This is a genomic window from Streptomyces sp. NPDC041124, from assembly GCF_055592385.1.
In genome coordinates, this window is the sequence record NZ_JBVIYR010000005.1 from 205,012 (window position 1) to 219,367 (window position 14,356).

Annotated in this window: 12 protein-coding genes; 6 read left to right on the forward strand and 6 right to left on the reverse strand. The window is 72.0% G+C overall.

Annotated elements, in window-relative coordinates; translation table 11 throughout:
- Positions 1-188: 188 nt before the first annotated feature.
- From ACZ6A9_RS15790 to rhaI, 6 genes are all read right to left on the reverse strand, one after another.
- On the reverse strand, positions 189-830 hold the full coding sequence (locus ACZ6A9_RS15790) for a LutC/YkgG family protein (protein WP_468985016.1): 642 nt from the start codon (positions 828-830) through the stop codon (positions 189-191).
- Entirely contained in the window at positions 827-2,329 is a 1,503-nt protein-coding gene (locus ACZ6A9_RS15795) for a LutB/LldF family L-lactate oxidation iron-sulfur protein (protein WP_468985018.1), read from the reverse strand. Before ACZ6A9_RS15795 ends, ACZ6A9_RS15790 begins: the two co-directional genes overlap by 4 nt.
- Positions 2,326-3,081, reverse strand: a complete 756-nt coding sequence (locus tag ACZ6A9_RS15800; RefSeq protein ID WP_468985021.1) for a (Fe-S)-binding protein — start codon at positions 3,079-3,081, stop codon at positions 2,326-2,328. The genes ACZ6A9_RS15795 and ACZ6A9_RS15800 overlap by 4 nt, the downstream gene beginning before the upstream one ends.
- 74 nt (positions 3,082-3,155) lie before the next feature.
- Positions 3,156-4,604, reverse strand: a complete 1,449-nt coding sequence (locus ACZ6A9_RS15805) for a rhamnulokinase (RefSeq protein WP_468985024.1) — start codon at positions 4,602-4,604, stop codon at positions 3,156-3,158.
- Positions 4,601-6,640 (reverse strand): bifunctional aldolase/short-chain dehydrogenase, encoded by a 2,040-nt coding sequence (locus ACZ6A9_RS15810; RefSeq protein ID WP_468985026.1) that lies wholly within the window; start codon positions 6,638-6,640, stop codon positions 4,601-4,603. Before ACZ6A9_RS15810 ends, ACZ6A9_RS15805 begins: the two co-directional genes overlap by 4 nt.
- Before the next feature lie 116 nt (positions 6,641-6,756).
- Positions 6,757-7,917, reverse strand: a complete 1,161-nt coding sequence (gene rhaI, locus ACZ6A9_RS15815) for an L-rhamnose isomerase (RefSeq protein ID WP_468985029.1) — start codon at positions 7,915-7,917, stop codon at positions 6,757-6,759.
- A gap of 263 nt (positions 7,918-8,180) precedes the next feature.
- Between rhaI and ACZ6A9_RS15820 the strand changes: the two genes are divergently transcribed.
- From ACZ6A9_RS15820 to ACZ6A9_RS15845, 6 genes are all read left to right on the forward strand, one after another.
- On the forward strand, positions 8,181-9,698 hold the full coding sequence (locus ACZ6A9_RS15820; RefSeq protein WP_468985033.1) for a sugar ABC transporter ATP-binding protein: 1,518 nt from the start codon (positions 8,181-8,183) through the stop codon (positions 9,696-9,698).
- Positions 9,695-10,735, forward strand: coding sequence for an ABC transporter permease (locus ACZ6A9_RS15825; protein ID WP_468985036.1), 1,041 nt, complete (start codon positions 9,695-9,697; stop codon positions 10,733-10,735). The genes ACZ6A9_RS15820 and ACZ6A9_RS15825 overlap by 4 nt, the downstream gene beginning before the upstream one ends.
- Positions 10,728-11,762, forward strand: a complete 1,035-nt coding sequence (locus ACZ6A9_RS15830; RefSeq protein WP_468985039.1) for an ABC transporter permease — start codon at positions 10,728-10,730, stop codon at positions 11,760-11,762. The genes ACZ6A9_RS15825 and ACZ6A9_RS15830 overlap by 8 nt, the downstream gene beginning before the upstream one ends.
- 27 nt (positions 11,763-11,789) lie before the next feature.
- Positions 11,790-12,872, forward strand: coding sequence for a rhamnose ABC transporter substrate-binding protein (rhaS, locus tag ACZ6A9_RS15835; protein WP_468985042.1), 1,083 nt, complete (start codon positions 11,790-11,792; stop codon positions 12,870-12,872).
- A gap of 24 nt (positions 12,873-12,896) precedes the next feature.
- Entirely contained in the window at positions 12,897-13,217 is a 321-nt protein-coding gene (locus ACZ6A9_RS15840) for an L-rhamnose mutarotase (RefSeq protein ID WP_468985045.1), read from the forward strand.
- 111 nt (positions 13,218-13,328) lie between these two features.
- Positions 13,329-14,354, forward strand: coding sequence for a LacI family DNA-binding transcriptional regulator (locus ACZ6A9_RS15845; RefSeq protein WP_468985047.1), 1,026 nt, complete (start codon positions 13,329-13,331; stop codon positions 14,352-14,354).
- Positions 14,355-14,356: the final 2 nt, after the last annotated feature.

Genomic DNA, 14,356 nt, shown 5'->3' on the forward strand with positions numbered 1-14,356 from the left:
CCTCCGGCCGTGCGCGGGAACGAAGGCGCCGGACACCGCGGCGGCACCGTCCGGACACCCGTGGGATGTCCGGACCTATCCAAGCGCTTGCTCACCCACCTTGTCACGCGGTCGGGACAGCCGTGCCCCACGAGAGGCGGAACCGGACGGGGGTGGGAACCCGGAACCCGGAGACACCCCGCGGGTCCTCACCCGACCAGCACGACCTCCAGGGTGCGCGGGCCGTGCACGCCCTCCACCCGGTCGAGTTCGATGTCGCTGGTCGCCGACGGGCCGGAGATCCAGGTGAGCGGGCGGGCCGGGTCGAGGCGTTCGAGGGCCTGCGGGACGGAGGAGACCACCTGGTCGGGGACGCGGACCACGCAGATGTGGTGGTCGGGGACGAGGGTGATGCGGCGCCGGCCCTGGTCGGGGGATCCGTCCAGGACGAGGGTGCCGGTCTCGGCGATGGCGAGCGCGCAGCCGGTGACCACGCTCTCCACCCGGTCCAGTTCCCGCGGGGTGCTCTCCGCCCGGTCCGCGACCCGCGTCACCTCCGCAGAGGCGAGCCAGCCCGCGTCGAGGCCGGGCGGCACGAGCACCGACGACGCGCCGCGCGCCGCGAGCAGCCCGGCGATCACACCGGCCAGTCCGGCCGCGTCGGTACGGTGCACGAGCGCCCGGTAGTCGGCCAGGTTCTCCGCGAGCAGGTCCACCGTCTCCTCGACGGTGCGCGCCCCGTGCTCGCGCCGATAGTCACGGTCGACCGCCCGCTCGTACGGGGTGTCGTCCCCCGGTACGTCGGCGAGGGCGCGCCGCACCCGGCCCAGAATCCGTTCCCTGCTGCTCACTCGGCCGCTCCCTTCCCGCCCCGCGTACGCTGCCACCAGTCCCGGAACGGCTCCGCCGGCACCGGGGGCAGATCCCGGGTGCCGCTCCACGCCCGGCCCGGGCCCGGCAGGGTGCGCGGATGGAGCCGGCGGGTGCGCGAGGCGAGGCGCTGGCCGGCGCGCAGGGCCGCGGGGTGCGCGAACGCCCAGCGGGCGGCGCGCATCGCCGCGCGCTCGGCGGCGTGTCCCTTGGCCGGCTTGAGCACCACCTTGTTGCCGCCCCGGGTCACCTCTCCGCCCTGGGCCACCCGCTCCCGCAGGTGCACCAGCACCTCGGGGATGTCGATGGCGACCGGGCAGACGTCGTAGCAGGCCCCGCACAGCGAGGACGCGTACGGCAGGGAGGCGTCGATGTCGCTGCCCGTGCCGCGCAGTTGGGGGCTGAGGATCGCGCCGATCGGTCCCGGATAGACCGAGCCGTAGGCGTGACCGCCGGCCCGCTCGTACACCGGGCACACGTTCAGGCAGGCGGAGCAGCGGATGCAGCGCAGCGCCTGGCGGCCCACCTCGTCGGCGAGCGTGTCGGTGCGGCCGTTGTCCAGCAGCACCAGGTGGAAGGTCCGCGGTCCGTCCTCCTCCGTCGTCCCCGTCCACATCGACGTGTACGGGTTCATCCGCTCGGCGGTCGAGGAGCGGGGCAGGGTCTGCAGGAACACCTCCAGGTCCCGCCAGGAGGGCACGATCTTCTCGATGCCGACGACGGAGATCAGGGTCTCGGGCAGGGTCAGGCACATCCGCCCGTTGCCCTCGGACTCCACGACCACCAGGGTGCCGGTCTCGGCGACCATGAAGTTGGCACCCGAGATGCCGACCTCGGCGCGCAGGAACTTCTCCCGCAGGTGCAGTCGCGCCGCCTCGGCGAGCTCCGCGGGGGTGTCCGACAGCCCTTCCGGGGCGGGACGGCCCCACTCGCCCATCTCCCGGGCGAAGATCTCCCGGATCTCCCCGCGGTTGCGGTGGATCGCCGGGACCAGGATGTGCGAGGGCTGGTCCTTGCCCAACTGCACGATCAGCTCGGCCAGATCGGTCTCGTAGGCGCGGATGCCCTCCGCTTCCAGCGCCTCGTTCAGGCCGATCTCCTGCGTGGCCATCGACTTGACCTTGACGACCTCCGGCTCACCGGTCTCCTTGACCAGCCGCGTAACGATCCGGTTCGCCTCGCCGGCGTCCGCGGCCCAGTGCACGGTGCCGCCCGCGGCCGTCACGGACCGCTCCAGCATCTCGAGGTAGTGGTCGAGATGCCGGAGCGTGTGATCCTTGATCCGCTTGCCCGCCTCCCGCAGTTCCGCCCAGTCGGGCAGTTCCGCGACGGCCTTCGCGCGCTTGGCCCGGATGGTGTGCGTGGCGTGCCTGAGATTGCCGCGCAGGGTGCCGTCCCGCACGGCGTCCCGCGCCGCCTCCGGGAACGCCGGGTGGGTGGGCGGGGGAAACTGAGGCATCCCGACGAACGTCCCGCTCATACGGCCGGCTCCTCCTCCGTGCTCGCCAGGATCTCCGCGATGTGCACCGGCCGCATGCCGGTGCGCAGCCTGGTCATCGTTCCTCCGATGTGCATGAGGCAGGAGTTGTCCGCCGCGCACAGCACCTCGGCACCCGTCGACCCGGCGTTGCGCACCTTGTCGGCGCCCATCGCCGCCGAGACGTCGGAGTTCTTCAGCGCGAAGGTGCCGCCGAAACCGCAGCACTCGTCCGCGCCCGGCAGTTCGGCCAGCTCCAGCCCCTTGACCGCGCGCAGCAGCCGCAACGGCCGCTCGCCCAGGCCCAGTACGCGCAGCCCGTGACAGGTCGGGTGGTAGGTCACCCTGTGCGGGTAGTACGCCCCCACGTCCGTCACCCCCAGCACGTCCACCAGGAACTCGGTGAGCTCGTACGTCTTCGGCACCACCGGTGCCAGGGTCGCTGCGAGGGTGTCCCCGCGCCCCTCCGCCCGGGCCCGCTCACCCATCCGCGGATACAGCTCCCGCACCATCGCCCCGCACGACCCGGACGGCGTCACGATCGCCTCGTAGTCACCGAAGACATCGGAGAAGTGCCGGGCCATCGGCTCCGCCTCGTGCCGGTACCCGGTGTTGTAGTGGGCTTGACCGCAACAGGTCTGCGCCATGGGGAAGTCGACGTCGACGCCCAGTCTGGTCAGGAGTTTCACCACGGCGCGTCCGGTGTCCGGATAGAGCGTGTCGTTGACGCAGGTCAGGAACAGGGCGACACGCATCGCGGCTCCTCGTGGGGTCGGTCATCGGGTGAATGCAGGGTAGTGCGGGAGTGACGGCACGGGGGAGACCCCCGTCAGCCCCGGGCGAGCCGGGCCTGCGCCGCCTGCCACCGCCGGGTGCCGCCGCGCGGTTCGTACCTCGTCAGCGGCTGGGTGCGGGTGAGCAGCCGCCGCATCCCGGGGAGGTCGCCGACCAGGCCGTGCGCACGGGCCTGCACCAGGACGTTGCCCAGCGCCGCCGCCTCCGTCGGCCCGGACACCACCGGCAGCCCGCAGGCGTCGGCGGTGAGCTGGCACAGCAGGGCGTTGCGGGTGCCGCCGCCCACGATGTGCACGACGTCGGCGGCCCGTCCGGCGAGCCGCTGTGCGTCCTCGACGGCCTTGCGGTGGGCCAGGGCGAGGGAGTCCAGGATGCAGCGGGTGACCTCGGCGCGGGTGGCCGGCACCGGCTGTCCCGAGTCCCGGCAGGCGTCGGCGATCCGTTCCGGCATCCGCCCCGGCGCGAGGAACGCCGCGTCCCCGGCGTCCACCACCGACCGCAGCGCCGGCACCTTCGCGGCCGCCGGCAGCAGCGCGCCGAGATCGGGTTCGTCCCAGGCCCGCAGGCACTCCTGGAGCAGCCACAGGCCCATGATGTTGCGCAGGTAGCGGACCGTGCCGTCCAGCCCCAGCTCGTTGGTGAAGTTGGCGGCCCGGCTCTCCTCGGTCAGTACCGGTGCGTCCAGTTCCAGCCCGGCCAGCGACCAGGTGCCGGTGCAGATGTACGCGAACCGCTCACCGTCCGCCGGCACCGCCGCCACCGCGGACGCGGTGTCGTGCGAGCCGACCGCCGTCACCGGGACCGGCCCGGTGAGCCCGGTCTCCTCCAGGACCTCCGGCCGCAGTACCCCGGCCGGATCCCCCGGCCGGCGCAGCGGCGCGAACATGCCGAGGTCGACGCCCAGCCGCTCGGCGACCGGGTGCGCCCAGTCCCGGGTGCGCGGATCGATCAGCTGGGTGGTCGAGGCGTTGGTCAGCTCCGTGCCCTGCTCACCGGTGAGCCAGTAGGTCAGCAGATCGGGTATGAGCAGAAGCCGTCGCGCCCGGTCGAGTTGGGCCGAGCCGCGAGCCGCCGTCAACTGGTACAGGGTGTTGAACGGTGCGTACTGCAGACCGGTCGCCGCGTACAGCTCCTCGGCGGGCACCGTCGCCCACACCTTCTCGGCGACACCGTCCGTACGGCTGTCGCGGTAGTGCACCGGGTTGCCGAGCAGCGCCCCGTCCGCGTCCAGCAGCCCGTAGTCCACCGCCCAGCTGTCGATGCCGACCGAGTCGGCCCGCCCCGCCGCCCTCAGTCCGTCGAGCACCCCCGCGTACAGTCCCAGGACGTCCCAGCGCAGCCCCTCGGGCACGCGGACCGGCCGGTTCGGGAAGCGGTGGGCCTCGGTCAGCTCCAGGCTGCCGGGGCCGACGCGGCCGACCATGACACGCCCGCTGGACGCGCCGAGGTCGACCGCGGCGTACGACTTCACGGCGGTGCTCATCGCAGGAACGCGGCGGCGACGCCGGCGTCGACCGGGACGTGCAGTCCGGTGGTGTGGGTGAGATCGCCGCCGGTCAGCGCGAACACGGCGTTCGCCACGTGCTCGGGCAGCACCTCCCGCTTCAGCAGCGTCCGCTGCGCGTAGAACTCGCCCAGCTTCTCCTCCGGCACCCCGTAGACGGCCGCGCGCTGGGCGCCCCAGCCGCCCGCGAAGATCCCGGAACCGCGCACCACACCGTCCGGGTTCACACCGTTGACCCGGATCCCGTGCTCGCCCAGTTCGGCGGCCAGGAGCCGCACCTGATGGGCCTGGTCGGCCTTGGTCGCGGAGTAGGCGATGTTGTTCGGGCCGGCGAACACCGCGTTCTTCGACGCGATGTACACGATGTCGCCGCCCAGCTCCTGCGCGATCATCACACGGGCGGCCTCGCGCGAGACGAGGAAGGAGCCGCGGGCCATGATGTCGTGCTGGAGGTCCCAGTCCTTCGCGGACGTCTCGAGCAGCGGCTTGGAGATCGAGATCCCGGCGTTGTTCACCACCAGGTCGACCCCGCCGAAGGCGAGGACGGCGGCCCGGAAGGCGGCGGCGATCTGCTCCTCGTCGGTGACGTCGACGGTCACGGCGACGGCCCGGTCGGACCCGCCCAGCTCCTCGGCGACGCGGGCCGCGTTCTCCCCGTTCAGGTCGGCCACCACCACGCAGGCGCCCTCGGACGCCAGCCGCTGGGCGATCGCCCTGCCGATCCCGCTGCCGGCACCCGTCACCAGCGCCACCCGGGTGGCGAGCGGCCGGGGCTTCGGCATCCGCTGGAGCTTGGCCTCCTCCAGCGCCCAGTACTCGATGCGGAACTTCTCCGACTCCTCGATCGGCGCGTAGGTGGAGACCGCCTCGGCGCCGCGCATCACGCTGACCGCGTTGAGGTAGAACTCGCCGGCCACCCGCGCGGTCTGCTTGTCCTTGCCGAAGCTGAACATGCCCACGCCCGGCACCAGCACGATCGCCGGGTCGGCCCCGCGCATCGCGGGGGAGTCGGGTCCGGCGTGCCGCGCGTAGTAGGCGGCGTACTCCGCACGGTAGGCCGCGTGCAGCTCCTTCAGCCGGGCGACCGCCTCGGCCGGCGGGGCGGACGGCGGCAGGTCGAGGACCAGCGGCCGCACCTTGGTGCGCAGGAAGTGGTCCGGGCAGGAGGTGCCCAGCGCGGCCAGCCGCGGGTGCTCGGCGCGGGCCAGGAAGTCCAGTACGGCGTCGGAGTCGTCGAAGTGACCGACCTGGGCCCGGTCCTGCGAGGCGACGGCCCGCACGTACGGGGCCAGCGCGGCGGCCCGCTCCCGCCGCTCGGCCGCGGGCAGCGCCTCGTACCCCTCGATCACCGGTCCGAACGGCTCCGGCCGGCCGCGCGCGGCGAGGAAGGTCTCGGCGGTGCGGACGATGTGCAGCGAGTTCCGCTCGCACTCCTCTGAGGTGTCACCCCACGCGGTGATCCCGTGGCCCCCGAGCACGCACCCCACGGCCTGCGGGTTGGCCTCCTTCACGGCGGCGATGTCCAGCCCGAGCTGGAACCCGGGCCGCCGCCACGGCACCCACACCACGGTGTCCCCGAAGCATTCGGCGGTCAGCTTCTCCCCGTCGGCGGCGCAGGCCAGCGCGATCCCGGAGTCGGGGTGGAGGTGGTCCACGTGGGCGGCGTCGACGAGTCCGTGCATGGCGGTGTCGATCGAGGGCGCGGCGCCCCCCTTGCCGTGCAGGCAGTAGTCGAACGCCCCGACCATCTCGTCCTCGCGCCCGACACCCGGGTACGCGCCGGCGAGCGCCCGCAGCCGGTCCAGCCGCAGCACGGCCAGCCCCGCACCGGTCAGTGTCCCGAGATCCCCACCGGACCCCTTGACCCACATCAGCTCGACGTCGCCCCCGGTGACGGGGTCGGTTCCGGTGCCCTTGGCGGAGGTGTTGCCGCCCGCGTAGTTGGTGTTGCGGGGATCGGCACCGAGGCGGTGCGACCTGTCGAGGAGAGCGGCAGCTTCGGGATGGGTGGCCATGGAAGGTCCAGTCCTTACGTAGAAGAAGGTGAGTGCATGTCCCTATGGGCGCGGGGAACTGTGCGACCAGCCGCAGAGGGCGGGCAGCCCGCAACGGACGGAAACCCGGCAGACGCTCACGCCCCCCACCCCGCCTGCTCCCCGCCGACCCGCTCGGCGACGATCTTCTCGGCCCACCCGGACCGCCGGTACGCGGCAAGGGGCTCGGGGTCCAGCCCCATCTCCTCCCGCACCTCACGCAGCAGCGGCCGCACATCCGTGTCGTACGCGTCCATCAGCACGGCGTTGGCCTCGAGCACGTCCCCGGCCCGCTGGGCCTCGGCCAACGCCGACCGGTCCACCAGCAGCGCCTTGGCCGTCGCCTCCTGAACGTTCATCACGGAGCGGATGATCGCCGGGATCTTCGCCTCGATGTTGTGGCACTGGTCCAGCATGAACGCCACCCCGGGGGTGAATCCGCCCCCTCGGATCACCTCGTACATGATCCGGAACAGCTGGAACGGATCCGCCGCCCCCACCATCAGGTCGTCGTCGGCGTAGAACCGCGAGTTGAAGTCGAACCCGCCGAGCTTCCCCTCCCGCAGCAGCGTCGCGACGATGAACTCGATGTTGGTCCCCGGAGCGTGGTGGCCGGTGTCGACCACGACCTGGGCCCTCTCACCGAGCTTCAGGCAGTGCGCGTAGGCGGTCCCCCAGTCCGGCACGTCCGTGGTGTAGAACGCCGGCTCGAAGAGCTTGTACTCCAGCAGCATCCGCTGCCCCTCGCCGAGCCGCTCGTACACCTCGCGCAGCCCCTCGGCGAGCCGGTCCTGCCGTGCCCTGACGTCGTCCTGGCCGGGGTAGTTCGTCCCGTCGGCGAACCACAGTTTGAGGTCCCGGGAGCCGGTCGCGTCCATGATGTCGACGCACTCCAGCAGATGGTCCACGGCCTTCCTGCGCACCGCCGCGTCCGGGTGGCAGATGCTGCCCAGCCGGTAGTCGTCGTCCTGGAAGGTGTTGGAGTTGATGGTGCCGAGCCGCACCCCGCGGTCCTCGGCGTGCCGGGCCAGCGCCGCGTAGTCCTCGACCTTGTCCCACGGGATGTGCAGCGCCACGGTCGGCGCGACCCCGGTGAACTCGTGCACCTTGGCCGCGTCGTCCAGCTTCTCCTGGGGAGTGCGCGGGACGCCCTGCTGTGCGAACACCTTGAAACGGGTCCCCGAGTTCCCGTACGCCCACGACGGCGTCTCGACTGCCTGGGTCTTCAAAGCGGCTTTCGCCGCGGCGAGCTCGGTCACGTCAGGGCTCCTGTGACATCGGGTCGTGACGACCACGGAGTGAAACGATTCAGAACGGGAAGCTATGGCGCTCTCGAAGAGGTGTCAACCCCTCCGGCGCGCACCGCTCTCCACGGCCACGGTGTGACCTGAAGCTGTCGAAAGTTTTTCGACCGGGACCCATTGACGTGACATGCGTCGCGCGCCTAACGTCCCGGCAACCCATTTGAAACCTTTCACGACGTCGCCAGGGCCGAGCCCGCCGACGTCGTCGAGGAGCCCTCATGACCCACCCGCCCGACACGGGTCCGGCCCCGGTTCTCGCGCTCAAGGGCATCTCCAAGTCCTTCGGCGCGGTGCGTGCGCTGCGGGACGTCTCCCTGGAGCTGTTTCCCGGGGAGGTGCACGCCCTCGCCGGGGAGAACGGAGCCGGCAAGTCGACCCTCATCAAGACCCTCGCGGGAGTGCACCGGCCGGACGCCGGCCAGGTGCTGCTCGACGGCGCGCCGGTCGTCTTCCACGGCCCCGGCGACGCCCGCGACGCCGGCATCGCCGTCATCTACCAGGAGCCCACGCTCTTCCCCGACCTGTCGATCGCCGAGAACATCTTCGTGGGCCGGCAGCCGCGGCGGGCCTTCGGCCGGATCGACCACCGGGCCACCTGTGACGCGACCGCCGCCCTGATGAAGCGGCTCGGGGTCGAACTCGACCCGGACCGCCCGGCCCGCGGCCTGTCCATCGCGGACCAGCAGATCGTGGAGATCGCCAAGGCGCTCTCCTTCGACGCCCGCGTCCTGATCATGGACGAGCCCACCGCCGCCCTCACCGGCAGCGAGGTCGCCCGTCTCTTCGGCGTCGTGCGCGCCCTGCGCGACCAGGGCGCCGCCGTGCTGTTCATCTCGCACCGCCTGGAGGAGATCTTCGAGATCTGCCGGCGGGTCACCACCCTGCGCGACGGCGCCTGGATCGCGAGCGAACCACTGGACGGCATGACCGAGGACGACCTGGTGCGCCGCATGGTCGGCCGCGACCTCGAGGAGCTCTACCCCAAGCAGGACGTGACGCCGGGCACAATCGCCCTGAGCGTGCGCCGGCTGACCCGCGAGGGCGTCTTCACCGACGTCTCCTTCGACGTGCGGCGCGGTGAGATCGTCGGGCTGGCCGGGCTGGTCGGCGCCGGCCGCACCGAGGTCGCCCGCGCGGTCTTCGGCATCGACCGCTGGGACGCCGGGGAGGTGGAGATCGACGGGCGCCGGCTCACCAACGGCGCCCCGTCCACCGCCATGGCCGCGGGCCTCGCCCTGGTCCCCGAGGACCGGCGCGCCCAGGGCCTGGTGATGGACATGTCCATCGAGCGCAACATCGGCCTCACCGGACTCCGTACGACCGTGCGGGCCGGGCTGATGGACCGCGGCGCCGAACGCAGCCGCTCCCTCGACTGGGCCGTCAGGCTCCAGGTCAAGTACGCCCGCCTCGCCGACACCGTGAACACCCTGTCCGGCGGCAACCAGCAGAAGGTCGTCCTCGCCAAGTGGCTCGCCACCGGCCCGAAGGTGCTGATCGTGGACGAGCCCACGCGCGGCATCGATGTCGGCACCAAGGCCGAGGTGCACCGGCTGCTGTCGCAGCTGGCCGCCGACGGCGTCGCCGTCCTGATGATCTCCTCCGACCTGCCCGAGATCCTCGGCATGGCCGACCGCGTGCTGGTGATGCACGAGGGCCGGCTCGCCGCGGAGATCCCCCGCACCGACGCCACCGAGGAGACCGTCATGGCCGCGGCCACGGGGAGGGCCGCCGCATGACGGTCGCCGCTCCCGAAGAAGCCCCCGCCGCCGAGGCGTCCGGGGCCGGCGCCACCCGGCTGGCCGACCGCGTCTTCAGGATGCGTGAACTCGCCATCCTGGTCGTCTTCCTGGTGATGATCGGCGTGACCCAGGCCGGCAACAGCGCGTTCCTGTCCGAACAGGGCATCAAGGACCTGCTGCTGAACGCGACCATCCTGGTCCTCGTCGCCACCGGCCAGTCCCTGGTCGTCATCACCCGCAACGTCGACCTGTCCGTCGGCTCCACGCTCGGCATCAGCGCCTTCGCCGCCGGCCTCTACCTCCAGGACGGCGGGAACCCGGTCGTCGCCGTCGCCCTCGCCGTCCTGCTCGGCGTCGGCTTCGGCCTCCTCAACGGCCTGCTCGTCAGCCTCGGTCAGGTGCCCGCCCTCGTCGTCACCCTCGGCACGCTGTACATCATCCGCGGCCTCGACTCCATCTGGGTCGGCTCCCGCCAGATCACGGCCGCCGACCTCCCGAGCGGGTTCGCCGACTTCGGCTCCGGCGGCGTCTCGGCGGTGCCTTACCTGGCGCTCATCGCCCTCGCGGTGCTGGTGGCGACGGCGTACTACCTCAAGCACTTCGGCAGCGGGCGCGAGCTGTACGCGCTCGGCTCCAACCCGGAGGCCGCCCGGCTCGCCGGAATCCCCGTCCGCAAGCGGATCCTCGCCGCGTACACCTTCTGCGGCGCCCTCGCCGGCCTCGCCGGCGCCCTGTACCTGGCCCGGTTCGGCAACGTCGACTCCGGCACCGGCACCGGCTACGAACTCACCGTCGTCAGCGCGGTCGTCGTCGGCGGCGTGGTCTTCACCGGCGGCTCCGGCAGCGTCTACGGCGCGGCGCTCGGCGCGCTGCTGCTGACCTCCGTCAACAGCGTGCTGCCCGCCCTCGGCGTCAGCTCCGTGTGGGTGCTCGCCATCAACGGCGTCCTGCTCATCCTCGCCATCGCGGTCGACCGGATCGTCGCGCTGCGCGTGGCCTCCGCCCTGAAGAAGAGGAACGCCCGCCATGCCTGAGTCCCTCACGCGCACGAGCCGCTGGTCCGCCTCGTCGAGGTGGGACACGGCCGTCGGCGCCCTGCTCGTCGTGGTCCTGCTGCTGTCCTTCACCACCGTCGACGGCTTCGGCAACGCGCTCAACCTGTCGTTCCTCATCGGCAACACCCTGCCGATCGCGCTGATCGCCCTGCCCATGACCCTGCTCGTGGTCTCCGGTGAGATCGACCTGTCCGTGGCCTCCACCGCCGGCCTGTCCGGCGCGGTCATGGGAGCCCTGTGGAACCAGGGCATGGCCATCGAGACGATCATCCCGGTCTGCCTCCTGACCGGCGTCGTCTGCGGCCTGGTCAACGGCCTGCTGGTGACCCGGCTCGGACTGCCGTCCCTCGCCGTGACCATCGGCACGCTCGCCGCCTACCGGGGCATCGCGCAGATCGTGCTGGGCTCCGACGCGGTCACCGACTTCCCCGTCCCGTACCTGGACTTCGCCGCCGGACGCATCGGCGACACCTTCGTCCCGTACGCCTTCCTGCCGTTCACGGTGCTGCTCGCCATCGCCGTAGTCGCCCTGCACGCCACCCCGTTCGGCCGGTCGCTGTTCGCGATCGGCGCGAGCGAGGAGGCGGCGCGGTTCGCCGGCATCCGCGTCAAGCGGCACAAGCTCATCCTGTTCACCCTGACCGGCCTGATGTCGGCCCTCACCGGCGTCTTCTGGGCGCTGCACTACGCCAGCGCCCGGTACGACAACGCCACCGGCCTCGAACTCTCCGTCGTGGCAGCCGTGCTGCTCGGCGGGATCGACTTCGACGGCGGCAAGGGCACGCTCGGCGGTGCGGTCGCCGGTGTGTTCCTGCTGGGCGCGCTGCAGAACGTGATGAGCCTGAAGGACGTCTCCGCGCAGTCGCAGATCGTCGTCACCGGAGTGCTGCTGGTGCTGTCCGTGCTCGGACCCCGCGTCGCCCGGCAGATCGCCGCCGCACGCGCCGGACGCCGGGCCGCGGCGCCCGCACCACCGCCGCCCACTACGCCCGCACCGACTCCCTGAACCCCTCCCACCCCTGAGGAACCCACCATGCGCAAGGCATCCCTGAGCCGTACCTGCGCGGCGCTCGCCGCCGTCACCTCGCTGGCCCTGGCCGCCACCGCCTGCGGCGGCACCACCAAGGAGGACGTCAGCAACGAGGGCGGCGCGGCCGCCTCGGCGGGCGAGGCCGACCCGAACGCCGAGACCAGGAAGGGCCTGACGGTCGGCTTCCTGCCCAAGCAGGTCAACAACCCCTACTTCACCACCGCCGACAAGGGCGGGGAGAAGGCCGTGAAGGAACTGGGCTCCACCTACAAGGAGGTAGGCCCCTCCAGCGCCACCGACACCGCCGGCCAGGTCTCCTACGTCAACACCCTCACCCAGCAGCAGGTCGACGCCATGGCCGTCTCCGCGCAGGACCCCGGCGCCCTGTGCACCGCGCTCAAGCAGGCCATGAAGAACGGCATCAAGGTCGTCACCTACGACTCCGACACCACCGCCGACTGCCGCAACGCCTTCATCTCGCAGGCGTCCGCCGAGGACCTGGGCCGCACCGAGGTGCAGCTGCTCGCCGAACAGATCGGCTACAAGGGCGAGATCGCGATCCTGTCCGCCGCGCAGACCGCCACCAACCAGAACACCTGGATCGAGTTCATGAAGGAGGAGCTCGAGGACCCCAAGTACAAGGACATCGAGCTGGTCAAGGTCGCCTACGGCAACGACGACGCCCAGCAGTCCTTCCAGCAGACCCAGGGACTGCTCCAGGAGTACCCCGACCTGAAGGGGATCATCTCCCCGACCACCGTCGGCATCAAGGCGGCGGCCCAGTACCTGTCCGGCTCCAAGTACAAGGGCAAGGTCAAGCTGACCGGCCTGGGCACCCCCAACGACATGCGCACCTACGTCAAGAACGGCACCGTCGAGGCGTTCGAGCTCTGGGACCCGGCGAAGCTCGGTGAACTGGCCGGCCGCACCGCGATCGCACTGGCCTCCGGGCAGATCACCGGCAAGGAGGGCGAGACCTTCACCGCCGGCGCGATGGGCGAGTACACCATCGGCAAGGACGGCGTGATCACCCTCGGCAAGCCCACCGTGTTCAACGCCGGGAACATCGACCAGTTCGACTTCTGACTCCCCCTGGAGGAGCGGTACCTCATGCAACGCGTCTGTTTCCTGCTCAAGGTCCGACAGGACCGGATCGCCGAGTACCGCGCACGCCATGCCGCCGTGTGGCCCGAGATGCGCGAGGCGCTCTCGGCCACCGGCTGGCACAACTACTCCCTCTTCCTGCGCGACGACGGCCTCCTCGTCGGCTACCTGGAGACCGAGGACTTCGAAGCGGCCAGGAACGGCATGGAGGCCACCGAGGTCAACGCCCGCTGGCAGGCCGAGATGTCCCCCCTCTTCGAGGCCCTCGACGGCTCCCGCCCCGACGGGGCGATGAAACCGCTGACCGAGATCTTCCACCTCGCCTGACGACGGAGCCCGCGAGGGGACGACGCACGACCATGACCGGTACCGGGCGGCCGTGCGGGTAATGTGATGGCCCGCCGCGCCGCCCCCCGTCTCCCTGGAGGTCCCAGCCCGATGGCCCAGTCGGTGGGTATCAAGGACGTCGCCCGCGTCGCCGGAGTCTCCGTCGGCACGGTCTCCAACGTGATCAACCGCCCGGACACGGTCGCGGCCGAGACCCGGGCGCGGGTGCAGTCCGCCATAGACCGGCTCGGCTACGTCCGCAGCGAGTCCGCCCGCCAGCTGCGTGCCGGCCGCAGCCGCATCATGGGCCTGCTCGTCCTCGACATGGGCAACCCCTTCTTCGTCGACGTCGCGCGCGGCGCCGAACGCGCCGCGCGCGCCGCCGGGCTCGGCGTGATGGTCTGCAACAGCGCCCAGGACCCGGGGGAGGAGGCCGAGTACCTGTCCCTCTTCGCCGAGCAGCGGGTGCGGGGCGTGCTGCTCACCCCGGCGGACGCCACCGGCCGCAACATCGAGGCGTTCCGCCGGCACGGCATCCCCTTCGTGCTGGTCGACCGGGTCGCCGAGGGCACCACCGAGTGCTCCGTCTCCGTGGACGACGTGGCGGGCGGCGCGCTGGCCGTGCGGCACCTCGTCGACGCCGGGCACCGCTCCCTCGCGTACGTCAGCGGCCCGCCCGGACTCAACCAGGTCCGGGACCGCCGCACCGGCGCCCTGAACGCCCTCGCCGAGGCCGGGCTCGGGCCCGACCGCCTGCGCGAGCTGCCCACCGAACGGCTGGACGTCGCCGCCGGGCGTGACGCGGGCGCCCGCCTCCTCGGACTCGCCGACCGCCCGACCGCCGTGTTCTGCGCCAACGACCTGCTCGCCCTGGGCGTGCTCCAGGCGATGTACGCGGCCGGGGTCGGTGTCCCCGACGATCTGGCGATCGTCGGCTACGACGACATCGAGTTCGCCGCCGCGGCGGCCGTGCCGCTCACCTCGGTGCGCCAGCCCGCCGTCACCATGGGCGCCCTGGCGGCCGAGCTGCTGCTGGAGGAGACCGAGAGCGACCGCGCGCAGCAGCCGCACGAGCACCGCCGGGTCGTCCTCCGCCCCGAACTGGTGGTCCGGCGCTCCAGCCTCTCGGCCCGCTGAGC

What these genes read in the sequence shown, in the direction of transcription:
- ACZ6A9_RS15805 (WP_468985024.1), bottom strand. Translation starts at nt 4,604, where the DNA reads ATGAGCACCGCCGTGAAGTCGTACGCCGCGGTCGACCTCGGCGCGTCC.
- ACZ6A9_RS15825 (WP_468985036.1), top strand. Translation starts at nt 9,695, where the DNA reads ATGACGGTCGCCGCTCCCGAAGAAGCCCCCGCCGCCGAGGCGTCCGGG.
- ACZ6A9_RS15840 (WP_468985045.1), top strand. Translation starts at nt 12,897, where the DNA reads ATGCAACGCGTCTGTTTCCTGCTCAAGGTCCGACAGGACCGGATCGCC.
- ACZ6A9_RS15795 (WP_468985018.1), bottom strand. Translation starts at nt 2,329, where the DNA reads ATGAGCGGGACGTTCGTCGGGATGCCTCAGTTTCCCCCGCCCACCCAC.
- ACZ6A9_RS15820 (WP_468985033.1), top strand. Translation starts at nt 8,181, where the DNA reads ATGACCCACCCGCCCGACACGGGTCCGGCCCCGGTTCTCGCGCTCAAG.
- ACZ6A9_RS15830 (WP_468985039.1), top strand. Translation starts at nt 10,728, where the DNA reads ATGCCTGAGTCCCTCACGCGCACGAGCCGCTGGTCCGCCTCGTCGAGG.
- ACZ6A9_RS15810 (WP_468985026.1), bottom strand. Translation starts at nt 6,640, where the DNA reads ATGGCCACCCATCCCGAAGCTGCCGCTCTCCTCGACAGGTCGCACCGC.
- rhaS (WP_468985042.1), top strand. Translation starts at nt 11,790, where the DNA reads ATGCGCAAGGCATCCCTGAGCCGTACCTGCGCGGCGCTCGCCGCCGTC.
- ACZ6A9_RS15800 (WP_468985021.1), bottom strand. Translation starts at nt 3,081, where the DNA reads ATGCGTGTCGCCCTGTTCCTGACCTGCGTCAACGACACGCTCTATCCG.
- ACZ6A9_RS15845 (WP_468985047.1), top strand. Translation starts at nt 13,329, where the DNA reads ATGGCCCAGTCGGTGGGTATCAAGGACGTCGCCCGCGTCGCCGGAGTC.